The organism is Clostridium zhoujianii (assembly GCF_051590805.1).
GTDB lineage: Bacteria > Bacillota > Clostridia > Clostridiales > Clostridiaceae > Clostridium.
Genome location: NZ_JBPUTF010000001.1, coordinates 1,831,707 through 1,850,645, shown reverse-complemented (window position 1 = coordinate 1,850,645; position 18,939 = coordinate 1,831,707). Strand labels below are relative to the sequence as shown.

Annotated in this window: 17 protein-coding genes and 1 riboswitch; of the genes, 15 read left to right on the top strand and 2 right to left on the bottom strand. The window is 31.2% G+C overall.

What is annotated here, in order from left to right; all coding sequences use genetic code 11:
- The first annotated feature begins 149 nt into the window (after window positions 1–149).
- The 4 genes from ACSYT2_RS08640 to ACSYT2_RS08625 all read left to right on the top strand — a co-directional run bounded on the left by ACSYT2_RS08640 (window position 150) and on the right by ACSYT2_RS08625 (window position 6,004).
- Window positions 150–2,171, top strand: coding sequence for a methyl-accepting chemotaxis protein (locus ACSYT2_RS08640; protein WP_438384539.1), 2,022 nt, complete (start codon window positions 150–152; stop codon window positions 2,169–2,171).
- 184 nt (window positions 2,172–2,355) lie between these two features.
- Window positions 2,356–3,690, top strand: coding sequence for a DUF512 domain-containing protein (locus tag ACSYT2_RS08635; RefSeq protein ID WP_438384538.1), 1,335 nt, complete (start codon window positions 2,356–2,358; stop codon window positions 3,688–3,690).
- Between the two features lie 2 nt (window positions 3,691–3,692).
- Window positions 3,693–5,012, top strand: a complete 1,320-nt coding sequence (gene der / locus ACSYT2_RS08630) for a ribosome biogenesis GTPase Der (RefSeq protein WP_430854822.1) — start codon at window positions 3,693–3,695, stop codon at window positions 5,010–5,012.
- The gene (locus ACSYT2_RS08625; RefSeq protein ID WP_430854821.1) at window positions 5,012–6,004 is read left to right on the top strand and encodes an NAD(P)H-dependent glycerol-3-phosphate dehydrogenase; all 993 of its coding nucleotides are present in this window, start codon (window positions 5,012–5,014) and stop codon (window positions 6,002–6,004) included. Before der ends, ACSYT2_RS08625 begins: the two co-directional genes overlap by 1 nt.
- 29 nt (window positions 6,005–6,033) lie before the next feature.
- Here the strand turns inward: ACSYT2_RS08625 and ACSYT2_RS08620 are convergent, their stop codons facing one another.
- Window positions 6,034–6,558 (bottom strand): hypothetical protein, encoded by a 525-nt coding sequence (locus ACSYT2_RS08620; RefSeq protein ID WP_430854820.1) that lies wholly within the window; start codon window positions 6,556–6,558, stop codon window positions 6,034–6,036.
- 246 nt (window positions 6,559–6,804) lie between these two features.
- On the opposite strand from ACSYT2_RS08620, the gene spoIVA reads away from it, so the two are divergent.
- Window positions 6,805–8,283 (top strand): stage IV sporulation protein A, encoded by a 1,479-nt coding sequence (gene spoIVA, locus ACSYT2_RS08615; protein ID WP_430854819.1) that lies wholly within the window; start codon window positions 6,805–6,807, stop codon window positions 8,281–8,283.
- Between the two features lie 43 nt (window positions 8,284–8,326).
- Here spoIVA and ACSYT2_RS08610 read toward each other — a convergent pair whose 3' ends face one another.
- Entirely contained in the window at window positions 8,327–9,352 is a 1,026-nt protein-coding gene (locus ACSYT2_RS08610; protein WP_430854818.1) for a branched-chain amino acid aminotransferase, read from the bottom strand.
- Window positions 9,353–9,562: 210 nt separating this feature from the next.
- Between ACSYT2_RS08610 and ACSYT2_RS08605 the strand changes: the two genes are divergently transcribed.
- The 10 genes from ACSYT2_RS08605 (at window position 9,563) to def (ending at window position 18,938) form a co-directional block, all read left to right on the top strand.
- Window positions 9,563–9,976, top strand: coding sequence for a PBECR3 domain-containing polyvalent protein (locus ACSYT2_RS08605; protein WP_430854817.1), 414 nt, complete (start codon window positions 9,563–9,565; stop codon window positions 9,974–9,976).
- A gap of 242 nt (window positions 9,977–10,218) precedes the next feature.
- Window positions 10,219–11,211 (top strand): asparaginase, encoded by a 993-nt coding sequence (locus ACSYT2_RS08600; protein ID WP_430854816.1) that lies wholly within the window; start codon window positions 10,219–10,221, stop codon window positions 11,209–11,211.
- An 85-nt stretch (window positions 11,212–11,296) separates the two neighbouring features.
- Window positions 11,297–11,395, top strand: a riboswitch (purine riboswitch).
- Window positions 11,396–11,481: 86 nt separating this feature from the next.
- Window positions 11,482–12,849, top strand: coding sequence for an NCS2 family permease (locus ACSYT2_RS08595; protein ID WP_430854815.1), 1,368 nt, complete (start codon window positions 11,482–11,484; stop codon window positions 12,847–12,849).
- Between the two features lie 184 nt (window positions 12,850–13,033).
- Window positions 13,034–13,915: a YicC/YloC family endoribonuclease gene (locus ACSYT2_RS08590; RefSeq protein WP_430854814.1), complete on the top strand. Its 882-nt coding sequence runs from the start codon at window positions 13,034–13,036 to the stop codon at window positions 13,913–13,915.
- Window positions 13,916–13,930: 15 nt separating this feature from the next.
- A complete protein-coding gene (gene remA / locus ACSYT2_RS08585) occupies window positions 13,931–14,200 on the top strand; it encodes an extracellular matrix/biofilm regulator RemA (RefSeq protein WP_430854813.1) in 270 nt (89 codons plus the stop codon).
- Complete coding sequence (gmk, locus tag ACSYT2_RS08580) at window positions 14,200–14,820, top strand: guanylate kinase (RefSeq protein WP_430854812.1); 621 nt, start codon at window positions 14,200–14,202, stop codon at window positions 14,818–14,820. Before remA ends, gmk begins: the two co-directional genes overlap by 1 nt.
- Entirely contained in the window at window positions 14,813–15,031 is a 219-nt protein-coding gene (gene rpoZ / locus ACSYT2_RS08575) for a DNA-directed RNA polymerase subunit omega (protein WP_430854811.1), read from the top strand. The genes gmk and rpoZ overlap by 8 nt, the downstream gene beginning before the upstream one ends.
- Window positions 15,032–15,033: 2 nt before the next feature.
- A complete protein-coding gene (gene coaBC / locus ACSYT2_RS08570) occupies window positions 15,034–16,224 on the top strand; it encodes a bifunctional phosphopantothenoylcysteine decarboxylase/phosphopantothenate--cysteine ligase CoaBC (protein WP_438384537.1) in 1,191 nt (396 codons plus the stop codon).
- Window positions 16,225–16,283: 59 nt separating this feature from the next.
- Window positions 16,284–18,479, top strand: a complete 2,196-nt coding sequence (gene priA, locus ACSYT2_RS08565; protein WP_438385009.1) for a primosomal protein N' — start codon at window positions 16,284–16,286, stop codon at window positions 18,477–18,479.
- Window positions 18,480–18,491: 12 nt separating this feature from the next.
- Complete coding sequence (gene def, locus ACSYT2_RS08560) at window positions 18,492–18,938, top strand: peptide deformylase (protein ID WP_430854809.1); 447 nt, start codon at window positions 18,492–18,494, stop codon at window positions 18,936–18,938.
- Window position 18,939: the final 1 nt, after the last annotated feature.

The following is an 18,939-nucleotide window of genomic DNA, read 5'->3' as shown; positions in this document are numbered from 1 at the left end:
GAAATTCAATAAAGTTAAAAAATTTGAATTAAAAACAAAGATTAAATTAAAAAATTGAAAAAAATATGTTAAAATAAAGTTAACAAAAATACAATTATTACATTTTTATTGTGTTAAATTGGCAATCAGAATAGAGGAGTGACTTTAAGATGAAAAATGTAAAAGAAAGAAAATCTATAGTGACAAATAGTATGAAATCTTTACGAACGAAAGTTCTATGTTTATTGATACCATTAATAATCATAGGCCAACTTGCTATTAGTTTTGTAGGAATAAAGAACATTGATGATTTTGGCAATACAGTAATAAAAACTGATCTTAATAATGGATTTAATGCAGCTCTAACTTCATTAGATGAATATTTCTGGGGAATAGAGTATAGGATGGATACCATGAGTAAAACAGGAATATTCCAAGCCGGAGTGCAGGAAAATGAGTTTACTAGTAGTAGCAGGATACTTGATGGCTTAAAAGGTGCTACTGATGTAATAATGAGTACAGTATTTAGATCTGGAGATATTAATTTAAGTACTCCAGCAATTGATTATTCAAGTAAGGGATTATCAGGCGTAATACCTGATGATGTGTATGAAAAGGCTCTAAAAGTTGATACCTTATGGGTTGGACCATATGAGGACAAGCTATCAGGTAATATAGCATTATCTATTTATAAAACTGTAAAAAATGGTGATACTCCAGTTGGTGTTATTGGAATGAACATTAACTTTAGTGATATATCAACATATTTTTCGGAAAGAGAGTTTAGTAAAACTGGATATTCATTATTATTAACTAGTGATGGTACAGTATTATCAGATAAAGCTGATATGAGTAGGGTTCACTCAAAGTATGATAATAATGAGGTTATATCAATTTCAAAGACTAAAGGACCTTTAGAAGGAAAAATAAAGATTAATGGTAGTACATATTATTATAAGGCTGACGATGTCCCAAGAACTGATTGGAAGATGATAAGTCTTATTAATGAAAATGAACATAAAAATGTAAGTCAAAAAATAACAATAATACAAATAATAATTGCTGTGATAATACTTGTTATTAGTGTTATAGCTGTATGCATAGTAATTAATAGAATAGTAGAAAGGCTTAGAAGATTAATAAAGGCAATGGAAGGTGCAGGAAGTGGAGACTTAATGAGTAAGGTTGAAGTTGATGAAAGTTCAGATGAACTTTCACAAATAGCAAAATCCTACAATAAAATGTTAGATGATTTCTCAGAAATAATATCTGATACAAAGGGTGCAATGGAATCATTAACAGAAAAAAATGAGGAGCTTAATAAATCTTTTGAAGAATTAAAGAATTCCTCTAATCAAATTTCATCAACAATGCAGCAGATAGCGGCAGTATCAAATGAACAAGCAAGAGATACAGATTTAGTTGTGCATGAGACAGAAGATTTATCAAACGCAATTGAGAATGTATCAAGTTCGTTATTATCAATGAAATCCTCATGTGGTAAATTAGAGGAGTTATCAAAACTTGGCTTAAGTACAGTAAATAACCTTGTAGTAGGATCTAAAAATACTATGGAGGCTACACAAGAGATTAATAATAGTGTTAACAACGTAAGTCAAAGTTCTAAAGAAATAGAAAATATAATTACATTAATAAATGAGATATCAGAACAAACCAATTTACTTGCATTAAATGCAGCTATTGAAGCGGCAAGAGTAGGTGAAAATGGTAGAGGCTTTGCAGTTGTTGCAGATGAAATTAGAAAACTAGCAGAACAATCACAAAATGCTACTTCAAATATACAGAGAATAATTTCAGGAATGCAAAATAAGATTAAAGATACAGTAGATAGTATTGAGACTGTAACAGGGGTAATAACTAGTCAAGATGACAATGTTAAGGAAACAGAAAAATCCTTTGTTGATATATTTGAAGGAGTTATATCCTTGAATGAATTAGTAAGAAACGCAAGTGAATTAAATAATACTATGGTTGAAAAGAAAACAAATATATCTAACTCCATGCAAAGTTTAGCAGCAGGTATAGAGGAAACTTCTGCTTCTACTGAGGAAATCACATCATATACTGAAGAACAATTAGCAGTAACAAATTCAGTAGATGAATTATCAGTTGAAATAGTTGAATTAAATGAAAATTTAGTTGAAAAGCTAAATCAGTTTAAAGAAAAATAATTTTTAAAAGGCAAAGTAGTTAAAGGCTATTTTGCCTTCTTTATGTAAATATTATCAATTTAGTTGGAGTGTTTAGTAGATATTTCGTTAAATCTTCCATTAATATGCCAATATAATTGACTTAGATTTATTATTAATGTAATATAGCATATGATAGAAAACTTGCGGAATAGGAAGTGAAAGTATGAAAAATGTAATAAAAGAAGTGCTTCCCGGTAGCATCGCAGAAGAGGTAGGAATAGAAGTTAACGATGTGTTAATTTCAATAAACGATAATATAATTGATGATATAATAGATTATAGATTCCTTGCAGCAGATGAAGAAATCGTGGTTCAAATTGAAAAAGTGAATGGCGAATTATGGGATATAGAAATAGAAAAAGACTATGGAGAAGAGTTAGGTATCGAATTTGGTGGCGGTATTATGGATAAAGCTAAGAGTTGCAGTAATAAGTGCGTATTTTGCTTTATAGATCAACTACCAAAGGGAATGAGAAATACCTTGTATTTTAAAGATGATGATTCAAGGTTATCATTTTTGCAAGGCAATTTTGTAACATTAACTAATATGAAGGATGAAGATATTGATAGGATAATTAGATATAAAATAAGTCCTATAAATATTTCAGTACACACAACTAATCCAGAACTTAGAGTGAAAATGCTTAAGAATAGATTTTCTGGGAACATTTTAGAAAGGATGACTAAGCTTGCCAATGCAGGGATTAAAATGCATGCGCAAATTGTTTGTATACCGGGTATAAATGATGGAGAAGAGCTTATAAAAACAATAAATGATTTATATCCATTATACCCTTATGTAAATAATGTTGCTATAGTTCCAATTGGTATAACTAAGTTTAGAGAGGGATTAGAAAAGTTAAATATTTTTGATAAAGAAAGTTCTAAAAAGACAATAGATATGATAAATGAACTACAAGTGAAATTTTACAAAGAAGTTAATGAACCATTTGTAAGATTATCAGATGAATTCTATATTGTTGCGGAAGAAGAAATTCCTTCTGAAGAGTTCTATGCAGAGTTCCAACAAATAGAAGACGGTGTAGGTGTTACTAGATGCTTTAGAAATACAATTGAGAGAGAGTTAATGAATCTAGATTTAAAGTCTAAGGGTAGCTATACTATGGTTACTGGTACTTTAGCTTTTAATGAAATTAAAAGGGCAGCGGATAATATAGTTAATAAGAATCCTAATATACAAATAGATGTATTTAAAATAATAAATAATTTCTTTGGTGAAACAATAACTGTTAATGGATTACTAACAGGTACTGATATTATCGAACAATTAAAGGGAAAGATAAGAACACCATACCTTATAATGGCTGATAATATGTTTAGAAGAGGCTATGAACTAGCACCACAAGAAAGTATAATGTTAGATGACTTGACAATCGAAGATATTGAAAGAGAATTAGATGTAAAAGTGATAGTGTGTGATTATACAGGGGAAGATTTAATATCATTAATAAATACTTATAACAGGGAGGAAGAATAATAATGGGAAAACCAATAGTTGCAATGGTTGGGAGACCTAATGTAGGTAAATCAACATTGTTTAATAGATTAGCAGGAAAAAGAATATCCATAGTACAAGATACTCCGGGGGTAACTAGAGATAGAGTATATGCAGAAGCAGAATGGTTAAACTATAATTTTACTATGATAGATACAGGAGGAATAGAGCCTGAAAGAGATGATATTATAGTAAAACAGATGAGAAGACAAGCAAATATAGCAATAGAAACAGCTGATGTTATAGTATTTATCGTTGATGGTAAAGAAGGGGTAACACCAGCAGATGAAGAAGTTGCAAATATGTTAAGAAAGAGTAAGAAACCTGTTGTATTAGTAGTAAATAAGGTTGATTCTTTAAAAGAAGAAGATAATGCATGGGAATTCTACAACTTAGGTATAGGAGATCCAATTACAATATCAGCAACTCAAGGGTTAGCCCTTGGTGATATGTTAGATAGAGTAGTAGAGCATTTTGACAGAATGGATGCTGAGGATGAGGATGAGGATAACATAAAGATAGCAATGTTAGGTAAGCCGAATGTAGGAAAGTCTTCTTTAATAAATAAGTTATTAGGGGAAGAGAGAGTTATAGTTTCAAACGTACCAGGTACTACAAGGGATGCTATAGATAGTCATTTAGAAACTGATTTAGGAAGATTTACCCTTATTGATACAGCTGGTCTTAGAAGAAAGAGTAAAGTTAAAGAAGAGATAGAAAGATATAGTGTTATTAGAACACTTGCTGCTATTGAAAGAGCAGATGTATGTATTTTAATGATAGATGCTACTGAAGGTATAACAGAGCAAGATGAAAAAATAATAGGTCATGCTCATGAGATGAGAAAAGCTATTATGGTTATTGTTAACAAATGGGATCTTATTGATAAAGATGGTAAGACAATGGAGAACTTTAAAAAGGATCTTCAGCAAAATCTAAAATTCTTATCATATGCAGAGTATTTATTTATATCAGCATTAACTGGTCAAAGAGTTCATAAGGTATTAGAAGTAGCGAAAAAATGCTATGATAATTACAATAAGAGAGTATCAACAGGAATATTAAATGATGTAATAAGTAAAGCTATATTAATGAAAGAACCACCTGTTATTGCACTAAAGAGATTAAAGATATATTATGCGACACAGGTTGCTACTAAGCCACCTAAGTTCGTATTCTTCGTAAATGATCAACAGGCAAGACATTTCTCTTATGAGAGATATTTAGAAAATCAACTAAGAGATAGTTTTGATTTTAAGGGTACTGGTATTGAGATAGAATATAGGGAGAGGAAGGATAAGTAATGAGTAAAATAGCCTTTATTGGAGGAGGTAGCTTTGGTACAGCCTTGGCTGTGCTTTTAGCTAAGAAGGGAAATGATATTACTATATATAACAGAGATAAGAATGTTGTAAATGACATTAATAATAATAGAAGAAATAGTAAGTATATCAAGGACTTGGTTATTCCAGATAATATTAAGGCTTGTTTGAGCATCGATGATGCTGTAGACTCAGTAGAATATGTGGTTATAGCTGTTCCATCTCATATAATAAGGGATATGGCAAAAAAGATAAAAGAAAAAATAGGTAAGGATACAATTATAATATCTATTGCAAAAGGAATTGAAGAAGGTACTGACGAACGATTGTCAGTTGTAATAGAAGAAGAGTTATCTAATCCTGTGGTTGTTATTTCAGGTCCTAGTCATGCAGAAGAAGTAGCAGTAGAATTACCAACAACTTTAGTAGTAACTTCTAAAGATATGAATTGTGCTAAGAAGGTTCAAGATTTATTTATGACATCTAGTTTAAGAGTATATACTAATGATGATATTGTTGGAGTTGAAATTGGTGGAGCAGTTAAGAATATAATTGCCTTAGCTGCAGGAGTTGCTGATGGTATTGGGTATGGTGATAACACAAAAGCAGCAATTATGACTAGAGGTATGAAGGAAATATCAAGAGTTGGAATAGCTCTTGGCGGTAAAGCAGAAACCTTTTATGGTTTAACTGGTATGGGTGATTTAATTGTTACTTGTACATCTATGCATTCTAGAAATAGAAGAGCTGGAATTTTAATTGGAAAAGGGAGAACCACAGAGGAAGCTATTAGTGAAATAGGAATGGTTGTTGAGGGAGTAAAAGCTTGCAAAGCCTTTTATGAACTAAAAGAGAAGATAGGTGTATCTATGCCCATTACAGATGTTTTGTACAAAGTGCTTTTTCTTGGTAAGGATCCGAAGAAAGCTGTTACTGAACTTATGGAGAGAGATAAAAAAAGTGAAGTATGGTAAAGTTAAAAAACACGGTATTCCGTGTTTTTTTATTTTATGTCAAATAATTTTTGCTTCATAGATTCATAATAAGCAGTTTCATCAGATGGCTTAAGTGAAATGAATATAGGGTTATACTTTCGTAAGCCTTTATAAGGAGCAGGAATACTTTTTCCAATAAAAATAACTTTTTTAAGAGTTTTACAATTATCTGTCATTTTAATAATATCCTTTTCTTTCATATCGTCGCAAGGATAGAAGAAAAGGACTTCACTTCCTTCAGGTGGTTTCTTAAGGATTGTTTTCTCCAATTTATAAAAAGATATCTTATGTGTACCTAGTGTATATTTAACACCAGTTTTTACATTGTCTTTTAAATTAGGGAAAATTTCATTAAAGAATTCATCTGAAGGTGAAATAAAGCTAATATTTAAAGGTGCTTGTACTTCTTTCATTAATACTTTTAATGATAGCTTTTGCATGCCTTCATTATTGTGTGTGTCGAAAACTAAGCAAGGACTACTTGCAATAGTAAAAAATCTAATAAGTGATTTGATAATATCCTTCTTCTCCATAATCATCCCTCTTTATAAAATTAATCGATGTAAATGATATCTTATTATAATTCTATCATATAGAATATATATTTGCTACAGAAAAGGAAAATATTAGATTTATTTTATAATATACATTTTTTCAGATGTAAAACATACTATATATAGAGAACAGTATAGAAATTAAAGAGTAGTAAAAAAAGTAGTATATCTTTAATGAGTAGTGAATATATATATACTGTTAAAAATAATTTAGGAGGTCATAACTTGGACAGCTTCAATATATACAGAGATATAGCTGAAAGAACCCAAGGGGACATATACGTCGGAGTGGTAGGCCCTGTAAGAACAGGTAAGTCAACATTTATAAAGAAGTTTATGGACTTAATGGTTATACCAAAGATTGATAATAATTATAAAAAAGAAAGAGCTAAGGATGAGCTGCCTCAAAGTGGATCAGGTAAAAGTATTCATACAACTGAACCTAAGTTTGTACCGAATGAAGCTGTTGAGATAAGTCTTGATGATGAAATAAAGTTTAAAGTCCGTATGGTAGACTGTGTTGGATATATCGTGAAAGGCGCATTAGGATATCTTGATGGCGAAGAAGCAAAAATGGTTCATACTCCTTGGTATGATTATGAGATACCATTTGAAGATGCAGCAGAAATAGGAACAAGGAAGGTAATTACAGACCATTCAACAATTGGTTTAGTAATAGCTACTGATGGAACTATTACAGGAATTGATAGGGATGAGTATGTAGAGGCTGAGGAAAGAGTTATTAATGAGCTTCAGTCTATAGATAAACCTTTTATTGTTGTACTTAATAGTTCAAAACCAAATGCTCCTGAAACAAAGGCATTGAAGAAGGAGATGGAAGAAAAGTATAGGGTTACAGTTCAAATTCTAGATGTATATAATATGAACGAGGATGATATTGAGGATATATTTAGACATGTACTTAAAGAATTTCCAGTAAAAGAAATAAATATAGATATGCCGGAATGGCTAGAAAAACTTGAGCCTAATCATTGGCTTAAAAGGGACTTCTTCAACATAATTAAGGATATGAGCAAGGACATATCAAAAGTAAAAGATATTAAAATCTCCATAGATAATATGAAGAATAATGAGTACTTAGGAACTTCTCTTTTAGTCGAAATGGACCTAGGAATAGGTACAGGTAGAATATTAATGAAACCTGAGGATGGAGTATTCTATAAGGTTTTAAGTGAAATTTGCGATTTAGATGTAGCATCAGAGAGTGATTTATTATCCTTGATTAAAGAATTGAATTATGCAAGGAAGGAATATGATAAAGTAAAAGATGCACTAGAAGAGGTAAAAGAGACTGGTTATGGTCTTGTAGCACCTCAACTTACAGAAATGAAATTTGAAGAGCCTGAAATAGTTAAACAAGGCAATAAGTTTGGAGTTAAGTTAAAGGCTAGTGCTCCTTCATTACATTTAATTAAGGCAGATATAAAGACTGAAATTAGTCCTATTATGGGATCAGAGAAAGAATCAGAAGAATTAGTAAAAGCACTACTTGAACAGTTTGAGACTGATCCTACAAGTTTATGGCAAAGTAATATGTTTGGTAAGTCACTTGAGGTATTGGTAAAGGAAGGACTTCAAAATAAATTATATAAAATGCCAGAAGATGTGCAGGTTAAGATTCAGAGAACCCTTCAAAAAATAATTAATGAAGGTAATGGCGGTTTGATTTGTATTATCTTATAGAAAACTTAAAAGGACTCATAGAAATTCTATGAGTCTTTTTAAATTACTTTACTTTGCTAATCCAACCATCTGGACCTTTAATATCCCCAAATTGGATACCAACTAAAGTATCATATAACTTTTTAGTTAGTGGGCCAACTTCAGTTTCGCTATAGAAAACATGTAATTTATTTTTGTATTCTATACCACCAATTGGAGTTATTACAGCAGCTGTACCGCAAGCTCCGGCTTCTTTAAATATATCAAGTTTATCTATGAAGACATCACCTTCAACAACTTCAAGATTTAAGTAATCTTTAGCAAGCTCTAAAAGAGAGTACTTCGTTATACTTGGAAGAATTGATGGCGAAATAGGAGTCAAAAATTTATTATCATGAGTGATACCAAAGAAGTTAGCAGCACCTACTTCTTCAATTTTAGTGTGTGTTGCAGGATCTAAATAAATACAATCAGCAAATCCCTTTTCGGAGGCTATTAGATGAGGTTGCATAGAAGCAGCATAATTTCCACCGACTTTTTGTTGGCCTGTTCCAAAAGGTGCAGCACGATCAAAATCAGAAATCATAAAGTTAACAGGAGTTAATCCACCTTTAAAGTATGGTCCTACTGGAACGCAAAAAACACAGAATATATATTCAGGAGCAGGTTTGACTCCAATATTATTACCTACACCTATCATAAATGGTCTTATGTATAGAGTTCCTCCAGTACCATAGGGTGGTACAAATCTTTCATTTGCTTTTACAACTTGCATGCAAGCATTAATAAATTTATCTTCTGGTATTTCAGGCATTAAGAGTTTTCTACAGGAATCATTCATCCTTGAAGCGTTTTTATCAACTCTAAATAATTGAATACTACCATCTTTGGTCCTATAAGCCTTCAAGCCTTCAAAACATTGTTGACCATAATGCAGTGATGTAGAGGCTTCGCTAATTTTAAGCATATTATCTTCTGATAGGATTCCTTCATCCCAATGTCCATCTTTCCATGTAGATATGTAACGATAGTCAGTTTTGATGTAATCAAATCCAAGTTCTTCCCAATTTATTTCTTTGTTATTATCCATTTTTCTATCCCCAATCATAAAAGTTTTATAAGTATATTCTATCACTATATTTATAATGGTAAATAGTAAATAATTATTAAAAAGAGAGAATGCAATGTAAAATATTTCCTGAGAAATATTATCTATAAATTATATAATTGAATATAATATAGTAGTAGTAGTATTTAAAGTGGCGTAATATAATGGAATAAAAGGCATGGTGATGGCGGTATGAAGGGTTATTACAAAGCTTATAGAAAAGTTGGGCAAATAAATACTTCTGTAGCAGAACGGTTGGGATTTGAATTTGATGGTTATGTATATGCCTCACCAGGTGTGATTAATCATATTAAGAAGCACCATGGCAAACAACTCACAAAAAAGGTAAAAGAAAATTTATTAAAAGTTATAGAAGACATAATTGAATATCCAGATTATATTGGAATAGATAGAAGGAGAGGAAAGCTGGGAGCTATAGAGTTTGTGAAAAAAATTGATAATATGTTACTTTTAGGATTGGAAGTTGATTTAGAGGAAGAGTATATTTATGTTGCTACTCTATATCCAATAACAAAAAGTAAAATTAATAGCAGGTTATTTAATGGTAGATTGATAATTTACGAAGAGAAAATTAATAGGAAATAATTATTATTTATTGAAAGATTAAGGCTAGGGAATTATAATATAGAGTGTTGATGGTTTTTGAGGTGAGCAAAGGCTCCTCATACGCTGTAAATCAGTAAAAGAGATGCAGGATACGCCGACCTGCCAAAAACTTTAATATATAAATATATAGACTTTTGGTATATACCAAGAGTTTTTTCTTTATAGGATATTTATAGAAAAAGTACGAAGAATATAGAATAAATTTATATGGAGGAAAACAAATGAAAAAAGTAGCGGTAATATTTAATGGTGGAACAATATCAATGAAAGTAGATGAAAGAATAAAGGCAGCTGTGCCGTCATTAACTGGTGAGGAGATAATGTCAATGGTTACAGGCATAGAAGGGTATGCAGAAATAGTAAGTTATAATTTTTCAAGCTTACCTTCACCACATATGACACCAGAAATAATGTTTGAACTTTCTTTATTGGTTAAAAAAATAATAAATAGAGATGACATTGATGGTGTAGTAATTACACATGGTACAGATACGTTAGAGGAGACTGCATACATGTTAGATTTAACACTAAATACTGAAAAGCCTATAGTAATTACTGGAGCAATGAGAAGTAGTTCTGAGCTTGGTTATGATGGGCCTTTTAATCTTGCCACATCAATATGTACTGCAATATCAGATGAAGCAAAAGGGAGAGGGGTTCTTGTATGTTTTAATGGTGAATTAAATAGTGCTAGAGAAGTTACAAAGGGAAACTCAATGGCTCTTAATGCATTTAGAACACCTAATTTTGGACCTATCGGCATAGTAGATAATAACAAGGTTATATTTTATAGAAAATGTCCTAAAAGAAAGCATTTAGAAATAGATGAATTAAAAGGTGATGTAGCTTTAATAAAATGTGCTGCAGGTATGAATTCTGATTTTGTGGATTTTGCAATATCAAAGGAATATAGAGGAATAGTTATTGAAGCACTAGGAAGAGGAAATATTCCGCCATTAATGGTGGAAGGAGTGAAGAGAGCAGTAGATAAGAATATTCCTGTTATTATTGTATCAAGGTGTTTTGAAGGAAGAGTATTTGACTCTTATGGATATATTGGTGGTGGTAAGGATATAAGAAATATGGGTGTGATATTTGGAGATACAATGCAGGGACAGAAAGCAAGGATAAAATTAATGGTTGCTATTAGTTATTCTAATGATATGAAATTTATAAGAGAATTTATTGAAGATGGGATGTATAATAATGAATAGTTAATGAATAATATTATCGAATATTCATAAAATAAATCAATATTTCATACGTATCTATTGACATAAATTCATAATTTATATATAATAATATTCGTAGCCAATAACTCATATAATAGTGGCAATAAGGGTCGCAGTTTCTACCAGATACCGTAAATATCTGACTATGGGTAAGACTGATTGTATATTATTAACTTTTAGAAGGTCTTTGTGAGTTATTGCTTAAGTAATAACTCACAAAGACCTTCATTTAATTATTAAGGGGGACAAAAGATGCAAGAAGGAAAACAAAAAGGAAGATTTCTAGATATCCTTTCAAATGAAAAGGTAGATTTTAAGAAGGAAATCATAGCAGGTATCACTACATTTTTAACTATGGCGTACATAGTAGCGGTTAATCCTAATATTTTAAGTGCTACAGGAATGCCAGCAGGTGCTTTAGTTACAGCAACTTGTTTAGCAGCTGGTATTACTACAATTTTAATGGGTGTTTTCGCTAACTTACCATTTGCATTAGCATCTGGTATGGGTTTAAATGCATATTTTGCATTTTCAGTTGTTATTGGACAAGGTATTTCATGGGAAGTAGCATTATCAGCAGTTTTCGTTGAAGGTATTATATTTATTCTTTTATCTTTATTTAAAGTACGTGAAGCCGTAGTAAAAGCTATTCCAATGAATATGAAATATGCAGTTACAGCTGGTATTGGATTATTTATAGCATTTATTGGAGTTTTAGGTGCTAAGATAGCAGTACAAAATCCAGATACGACAGTAGCTTTAGGTGATTTCACTTCACCAACTGTATTAATTGCTTTAGTAGGGTTATTAATTATAGCTGTTCTTGATAAAAAGGGAGTTAAAGGAGCAATTTTATTTGGTATATTAGCCTCAACTTTAATTGCATGGGCATATGCTGCTTTTGATCCTGAATATGCAGCAACTTTAGGAATTTACTTACCAGATGGCATATTTAAATTTGAAAGTATCGCACCAATAGCAGGTAAAATTGATTTTGAATATATGTTTAATCCAGATACTATGTGGAAATTTATAACGATAGTATTTACATTCTTATTTGTTGACTTCTTTGATACAATAGGAACATTAGTTGGAGTTTGTTCTAGATCAGGAATGCTTGACAAGGAAGGTAACGTACCTAATGTTGGTAAAGCTTTAATGGTAGACGCAGTTGGTACAACTTTAGGATCTTGCCTTGGTGTATCAACGGTAACAACATATGTTGAAAGTTCAACTGGTGTTGCAGCTGGTGGTAGAACTGGATGGACTTCAGTTACAACTGGTATATTATTTATAATAGCCATGTTCTTCTCACCAATATTTATAGCTATTCCTTCATGTGCCACAGCACCAGCACTTATATATGTTGGATACTTAATGCTGGGTGCAGTTAAGAATATTGACTTTGATGATGTTACAGAAGGAGTACCAGCATTCTTAACTATTGCTATGATGCCAATGGCATACAGTATAGGTGATGGATTAACTATAGGAGTTTTAGCTTATGTTGCTATCAACTTACTATATAATATTTTCTTTGCAAAGGGAGAAAAAAAGAAGATTTCAATTGTAATGATAGTGTTATCTATAATATTTGTATTTAAATTATTCTTTATTTAGTCAGTAAATATTCGAAATAATAAAGGACTATATCAATAAAAAATTGATGTAGTCCTTTATTTTTATATAGAAACTAAAATTAACAAATATTAAATGTTAACATTTTGTTAACAAACTATTGACTGAGTTTTTTAGATAGTCTATTATAGGTTTTATAAGTAAGGGAGAGGGAAGTGAGGTATGGATGGTTAGGAGCATGACAAGCTTTGGTAGATCCCAAAGCGGAGAAGATAAAGGACATTTATTTTCCATAGAGATGAAAAGCGTAAATAATAGGTATTTAGATATAAATATTAGAATGCCAAAGTTTATGATAGCCTTAGAAGAGGAAGTAAGAAAAATAATCAATAAGAGATTAAACAGAGGTAAAGTGGATGTTTTCATTAATTATAAAAGTTATGATAATGAAAATACTGTACCAAAGCTTAATATGAAGTTAGCAGCAAGTTATTATAAATGTCTAAAAGAGTTAGTTGATAACTTAGGAGTTACAGATGATATAACGGCATGTAGAATAGCTAAATTCCCAGAGGTATTAACTCTTGAAGCTGAAGAAGAAAATTTAGAAGAAATATTGTTAGAAATTAAACCGCTTTTTGAATCAGCTTTAGATATGATGGTTGATATGAGGATAAGTGAAGGTGAAAAACTTAAAGAAGACATACTTATAAAGTTAAGTGAAATTGAAGCAAATGTTAAAGAAATTGAACAATTAGCTATTGATGTACCAAAACAATATAAGAAAAAATTGGAAGATAGGATAGCTGAGCTAGCTAAAGGAGTTTCATTTGATGAAGAAAGAGTAGCTGTTGAAGTTGCTGTTTTTGCAGATAAGGCTTCAGTAGATGAAGAGATTACAAGACTTTATAGTCATGTAAGTCAAATGAGAAAGACATTAAATCTAGATGAACCAATTGGAAGAAAGCTTGATTTTATAGTTCAAGAGATGAATCGTGAAACAAATACCATTGGATCAAAGGCAAATGATATGGATATGACAAATACTGTCATTAACATAAAGAACTTAATAGAAAAAATAAGAGAACAAGTTCAGAATATTGAATAAGTAGGAGGAGAGATTATGGGAATTAAGTTAATAAACATTGGTTTTGGTAATATAGTTTCAGCTAACAGACTAGTTGCAATAGTAAGTCCAGAATCAGCGCCGATAAAGAGAATAATTCAAGAAGCTAGAGATAGAGGTATGCTTATTGATGCTACTTATGGAAGAAGAACAAGAGCAGTAATAATCACAGACTCAGATCATGTTATTCTTTCAGCTGTTCAGCCAGAAACTGTTGCACATAGATTATCTACTAAAGAAGATGTAGAGGATGAGGTAGAAGATTAATGGCAAATAGAGGAGTTTTAATAGTTATATCTGGACCATCTGGTGCTGGTAAAGGTACTATATGTAAAGAACTTTTAGAAAAGCATGACGACCTATTTCTTTCAGTCTCAGCAACTACTAGAGAACCAAGAAAAGGTGAAGTTCATGGTGTTAACTATTACTTTTTAACTAAGGAAGAATTCATAAAAAAAGTAGAGGAAGATGATTTTCTTGAATGGGCCGAAGTATATGGAAACTATTATGGGACTCCAAAATCAAGTGTTGAAGAAATGCTTGAGTGTGGAAAAAATGTAATTTTAGAAATAGACATTCAAGGTGCATTAAAAGTAAAAGAGAATTGTGAAGAGGGTGTTTTCATATTTATTCTTCCACCATCAATGGAAGAGCTAAAGCAAAGAATTATAAATAGAGGAAGTGAAACACCAGAATCACTAATGAGAAGATTTAATTCTGCATATCAAGAGATAAACTATATTTCAAAATATAATTATGGTGTTGTAAATGATACAGTATCAGAAGCAGTTAGAAAAATAGAAAATATATTGGCTGCTGAAAAATGCAGAGTAGACAGAATAAGACATACAATTTTAGATTTTAAGGAGGGCTTAATTAATGAATAACAATATGATTAATCCATCAGTAGTAGATTTATTACAAAAGGTTGAGGATAGATATTCACTAGTTATAGTGACATCAAAGAGAGCAAGACAAATTATAGACGGGTCAGAAGGATTAGTATATGTAGATACAAAGAAGCCATTAACAGTAGCTATAAATGAAGTAAATGAAGGTCTAGTGACTTATGAAAGAGTAAAGGAAATAAACAAATAGACATGGATAATAAGAAATGTGTTGTATTAGGTGTAACAGGTGGTATATCTGTTTATAAAGCATTAGACGTTGTAAGTTCTTTGAGGAAGAATGAGGTTGATGTTAGGGTTATAATGACTAAATCGGCTACAGAATTTGTAGCACCTATAACCTTTCAATCAATAAGTCAAAATATTGTTACAACAGATATGTTTGAAGAGCCGAAAGCTTGGGAAATACAACATATAAGTTTGGCAAAGAGAGCTGATGTGTTTTTAGTGGCACCTGCTACAGCAAATATCATTGGCAAGGTAGCAAATGGTATAGCTGACGATATGCTATCTACAACAATTATGGCTACAAGAGCTAAGGTTATTTTTGCGCCTGCTATGAATACTAATATGTATACAAATCCAATTGTTCAAAGAAATATTGAAAAACTTAAGGACCTAGGATATCAGTTTATTGAACCAGCTAGTGGAAGATTAGCTTGTGGTGATGAGGGAAAAGGAAAACTTGAGACACCAGAAAAAATTGTAGAAAAAGTTATGTCAGAGCTTTACGATAGGAAAGATTTAATTGGTAAGAAAGTATTAGTAACAGCAGGGCCTACAAGAGCAGAAATAGATCCAGTGAGATTTCTTACAAATAATTCAACGGGAAAAATGGGGTATGAAATAGCTAGAGAAGCTCGTGATAGAGGAGCTGAAGTAGTATTAGTATCCGGACCAACTAATGAAAAGAAGCCTTATGGAGTGGAAGTAATTGATATTATTACTAATGAAGAAATGTATAGGGCTGTGCTAGATCATTACGATAATTCAGATATAGTAATAAAGGCTGCAGCAGTGGCTGATTATAAGGCTAAAGAGTATAGCTCCCAAAAGATAAAAAAGGGAGATGGAGAATTAGAAATTAAACTAACTAGGGATAGTGATATACTTATGACTTTGGGTCAAAAAAAGGAAAATCAAATTCTAGTTGGATTTGCGGCAGAAAGTCAGAATATCCTAGAAAATGCAAAAGGTAAACTTAAAAGAAAGAATTTAGACTATATAGTTGCTAATGATATAAGTTCTAAAGATATAGGATTTGCATCAAATGACAATAGAGTAACAATAGTAACTAAGTCTGGAGAAGAAATTTCTTTAGAGAAGATGAGTAAGAAAGAAGTAGCAAGAAATTTATTTGACATTATAGGGGGAAAGCGCTAAAATGCGCTTTTTCTCATATAGATGTATTTTTTTAGAAAGGGTGAAGGATTGTGCTAGACTTGTATGCAGAGGTAGTTATAAATAGTGATGCAATAGAAATTGATAGACCCTTCACTTATAAAGTTAAAGAAGAACAAAGTGAGATTATAGAAGTAGGGCATAGAGTTAAGGTACCATTTGGAAGCAGGAATAAGCCAGTTGAGGGATTTGTACTTGGACTAAAGTGTGAAGGAATAGATGATATAAAGCGAATAAAATCAATATCAGAAATACTTGATGAGGAGCCAATTTTAACAAGGGATGATTTAAAGTTAATTACTTTTCTTAGAGATAAATATTTATGTAAATATATAGATGCTATAAGAACAATAATTCCAGTTGGACTTATGAGTGGACTTAGAAGTAAGAAGAAGATGGTGATAATATTCCTTAAGGATCTTACTGGTAAGTTAAGTGATAAAGACAATTATATTAAATTAATGGACTTTATAAAAGAAAATAATGGCAAGTTTACTAAGAGTGAATTAACAAAGGTATATTCATTTTCTACATATAGCATAAATAAGCTTATAGAGGAAGGTTTTTTATCAGTAGAGGATAAAGTTGTATATAGGTATAATACTAGAATTTATGAGGATGAAGGAATCAATATATTAAACGAAGAACAAATAAATGCATTTAATGAAATAAATTACTCAGATAACAAAGGATTTCTACTTAAAGGTGTTACTGGTTCAGGTAAGACTGAAGTATATATGAATTTAGTAAGGGAAGCCCTTAATAGTGGAAAATCAGCAATAATGTTAGTACCAGAAATAGCATTAACTCCTCAAATGATAGAGAGATTCAAAGGACGTTTTGGAAGTAATGTCGCTCTCTTTCATAGCAAGTTATCACAAGGTGAAAGATTTGATGAGTGGTTTAGAATAAAAAGGGGAGAAGCTAGGCTTGTAGTTGGAGCTAGAAGTGCTATATTTTTACCACTTAAAGACTTAGGATTAATAATTGTAGATGAAGAGCATGAAAATACTTACAAATCTGAACAAAATCCAAAGTACCAGACTAAGGAAGTTGCAAAATTTTTAAGTGAAATTAAAGGATGCAAATATGTTTTTGGATCAGCTACCCCTTCAGTAGAAACCTATTATGAAGCATTAAATGGTGATTTAGAATTGGTAGAGATTAAGAATAGAGTTAGTAATAGACCTTTACCTGATATGGAGATTGTAGATATGAGAGAAGAGTTAAAAGCTAGGAATCTCTCACTACTAAGTAGAAGGCTTTCAGATGAACTAGAAGCAAATTTAAAAAAAGGAGAGCAAAGTATACTTTTTTTAAATCGAAGAGGTTTTTCCACCTTTGTATCCTGTAGAAGTTGTGGATATGTATTCAAATGTAAAGAGTGTGATATCTCTTTAACTTATCATAAAAATGGGTATTTAGTTTGCCATTATTGTGGAAGAGCTCAAAAGGAACAAAAATTATGTCCAAAGTGTGGAAGTAAATATGTTAAATATTTTGGGGCTGGTACTGAAAGAGTTGAGCAAGAGGTTAAAAAGTATTTTCCTAAAGCAAGAGTATTAAGAATGGATGTTGATACTACAAGAAATAAGGATTCCCATGAAAAGATATATAATTCTTTTAAAAATGGTGAGGGAGATATATTAATAGGAACTCAAATGGTTTCTAAAGGATTAGATTTTAAAAATGTTACCTTAGTAGGAATTCTAGCAGCAGACATATCTTTGAATATACCAGATTTTAGGTCTAGTGAACGGACCTATCAGATTATAACACAAGTGTCAGGTAGGGCAGGAAGAGGAGAAAAAAAAGGAAAAGTAGTTTTACAGACATATACACCTCATAGCCCTACTATAAAATATGCATTAGAGAATAATTACGATGAATTATATAATGAGGAAATAAAAGTTAGAAAATCAATGAATTATCCACCCTTTAGTACAATTCTTTTAATTAATGGATTAAGCAAGGATGAAAATAAACTAAAATTCTTCATGAATACACTTTCTGTAGAGTTAAGAAAACTATTAGAGAATGAAAATCTTGAAATATTAGGACCAGTACCTTGCATTATTACAAAAATTAAGGAGAATTATAGATGGCAAATTCTAATTAAAGGAAAAATTAAAGAAGATTTAAGGAAAAAAATTAAAGATATACTTTATGAATTAAATAAGAGTGTATATAATGAAATAAGGGTAAGTATTGATATTAACCCTAATAATATGACATAGGAGGATGACGTTATGGCAATTAGAAATATAAGAGTTAACGGCGATGATATTTTAAGAAAGAAATGTAGGAAGGTCGATAGAATAGACGATAGGCTACTAACATTGATAGATGATATGATAGATACTATGTATGATGCAGATGGTGTTGGCTTAGCTGCTCCACAAGTTGGTATATTAAAGAGAATATTCGTTATAGATGTATATGATGGAGAAGGTCCAAGAGTATTTATAAATCCAGAAATACTAGAAGTTAGAGGTTCGCAAATAGGTGATGAAGGTTGCCTAAGTGTACCAGGTGAAACAGAGGAAGTTGAAAGACCTAATTATGTCAAGGTTAGAGCAATGAATGAAAAAGGTGAAGAGTTTATTCTTGAAGGGGAAGAACTTTTAGCTAGAGCGATATGTCATGAAAATGACCATTTAGAAGGTGTTTTATTTATAGACCATCTTAAGAAGTAAA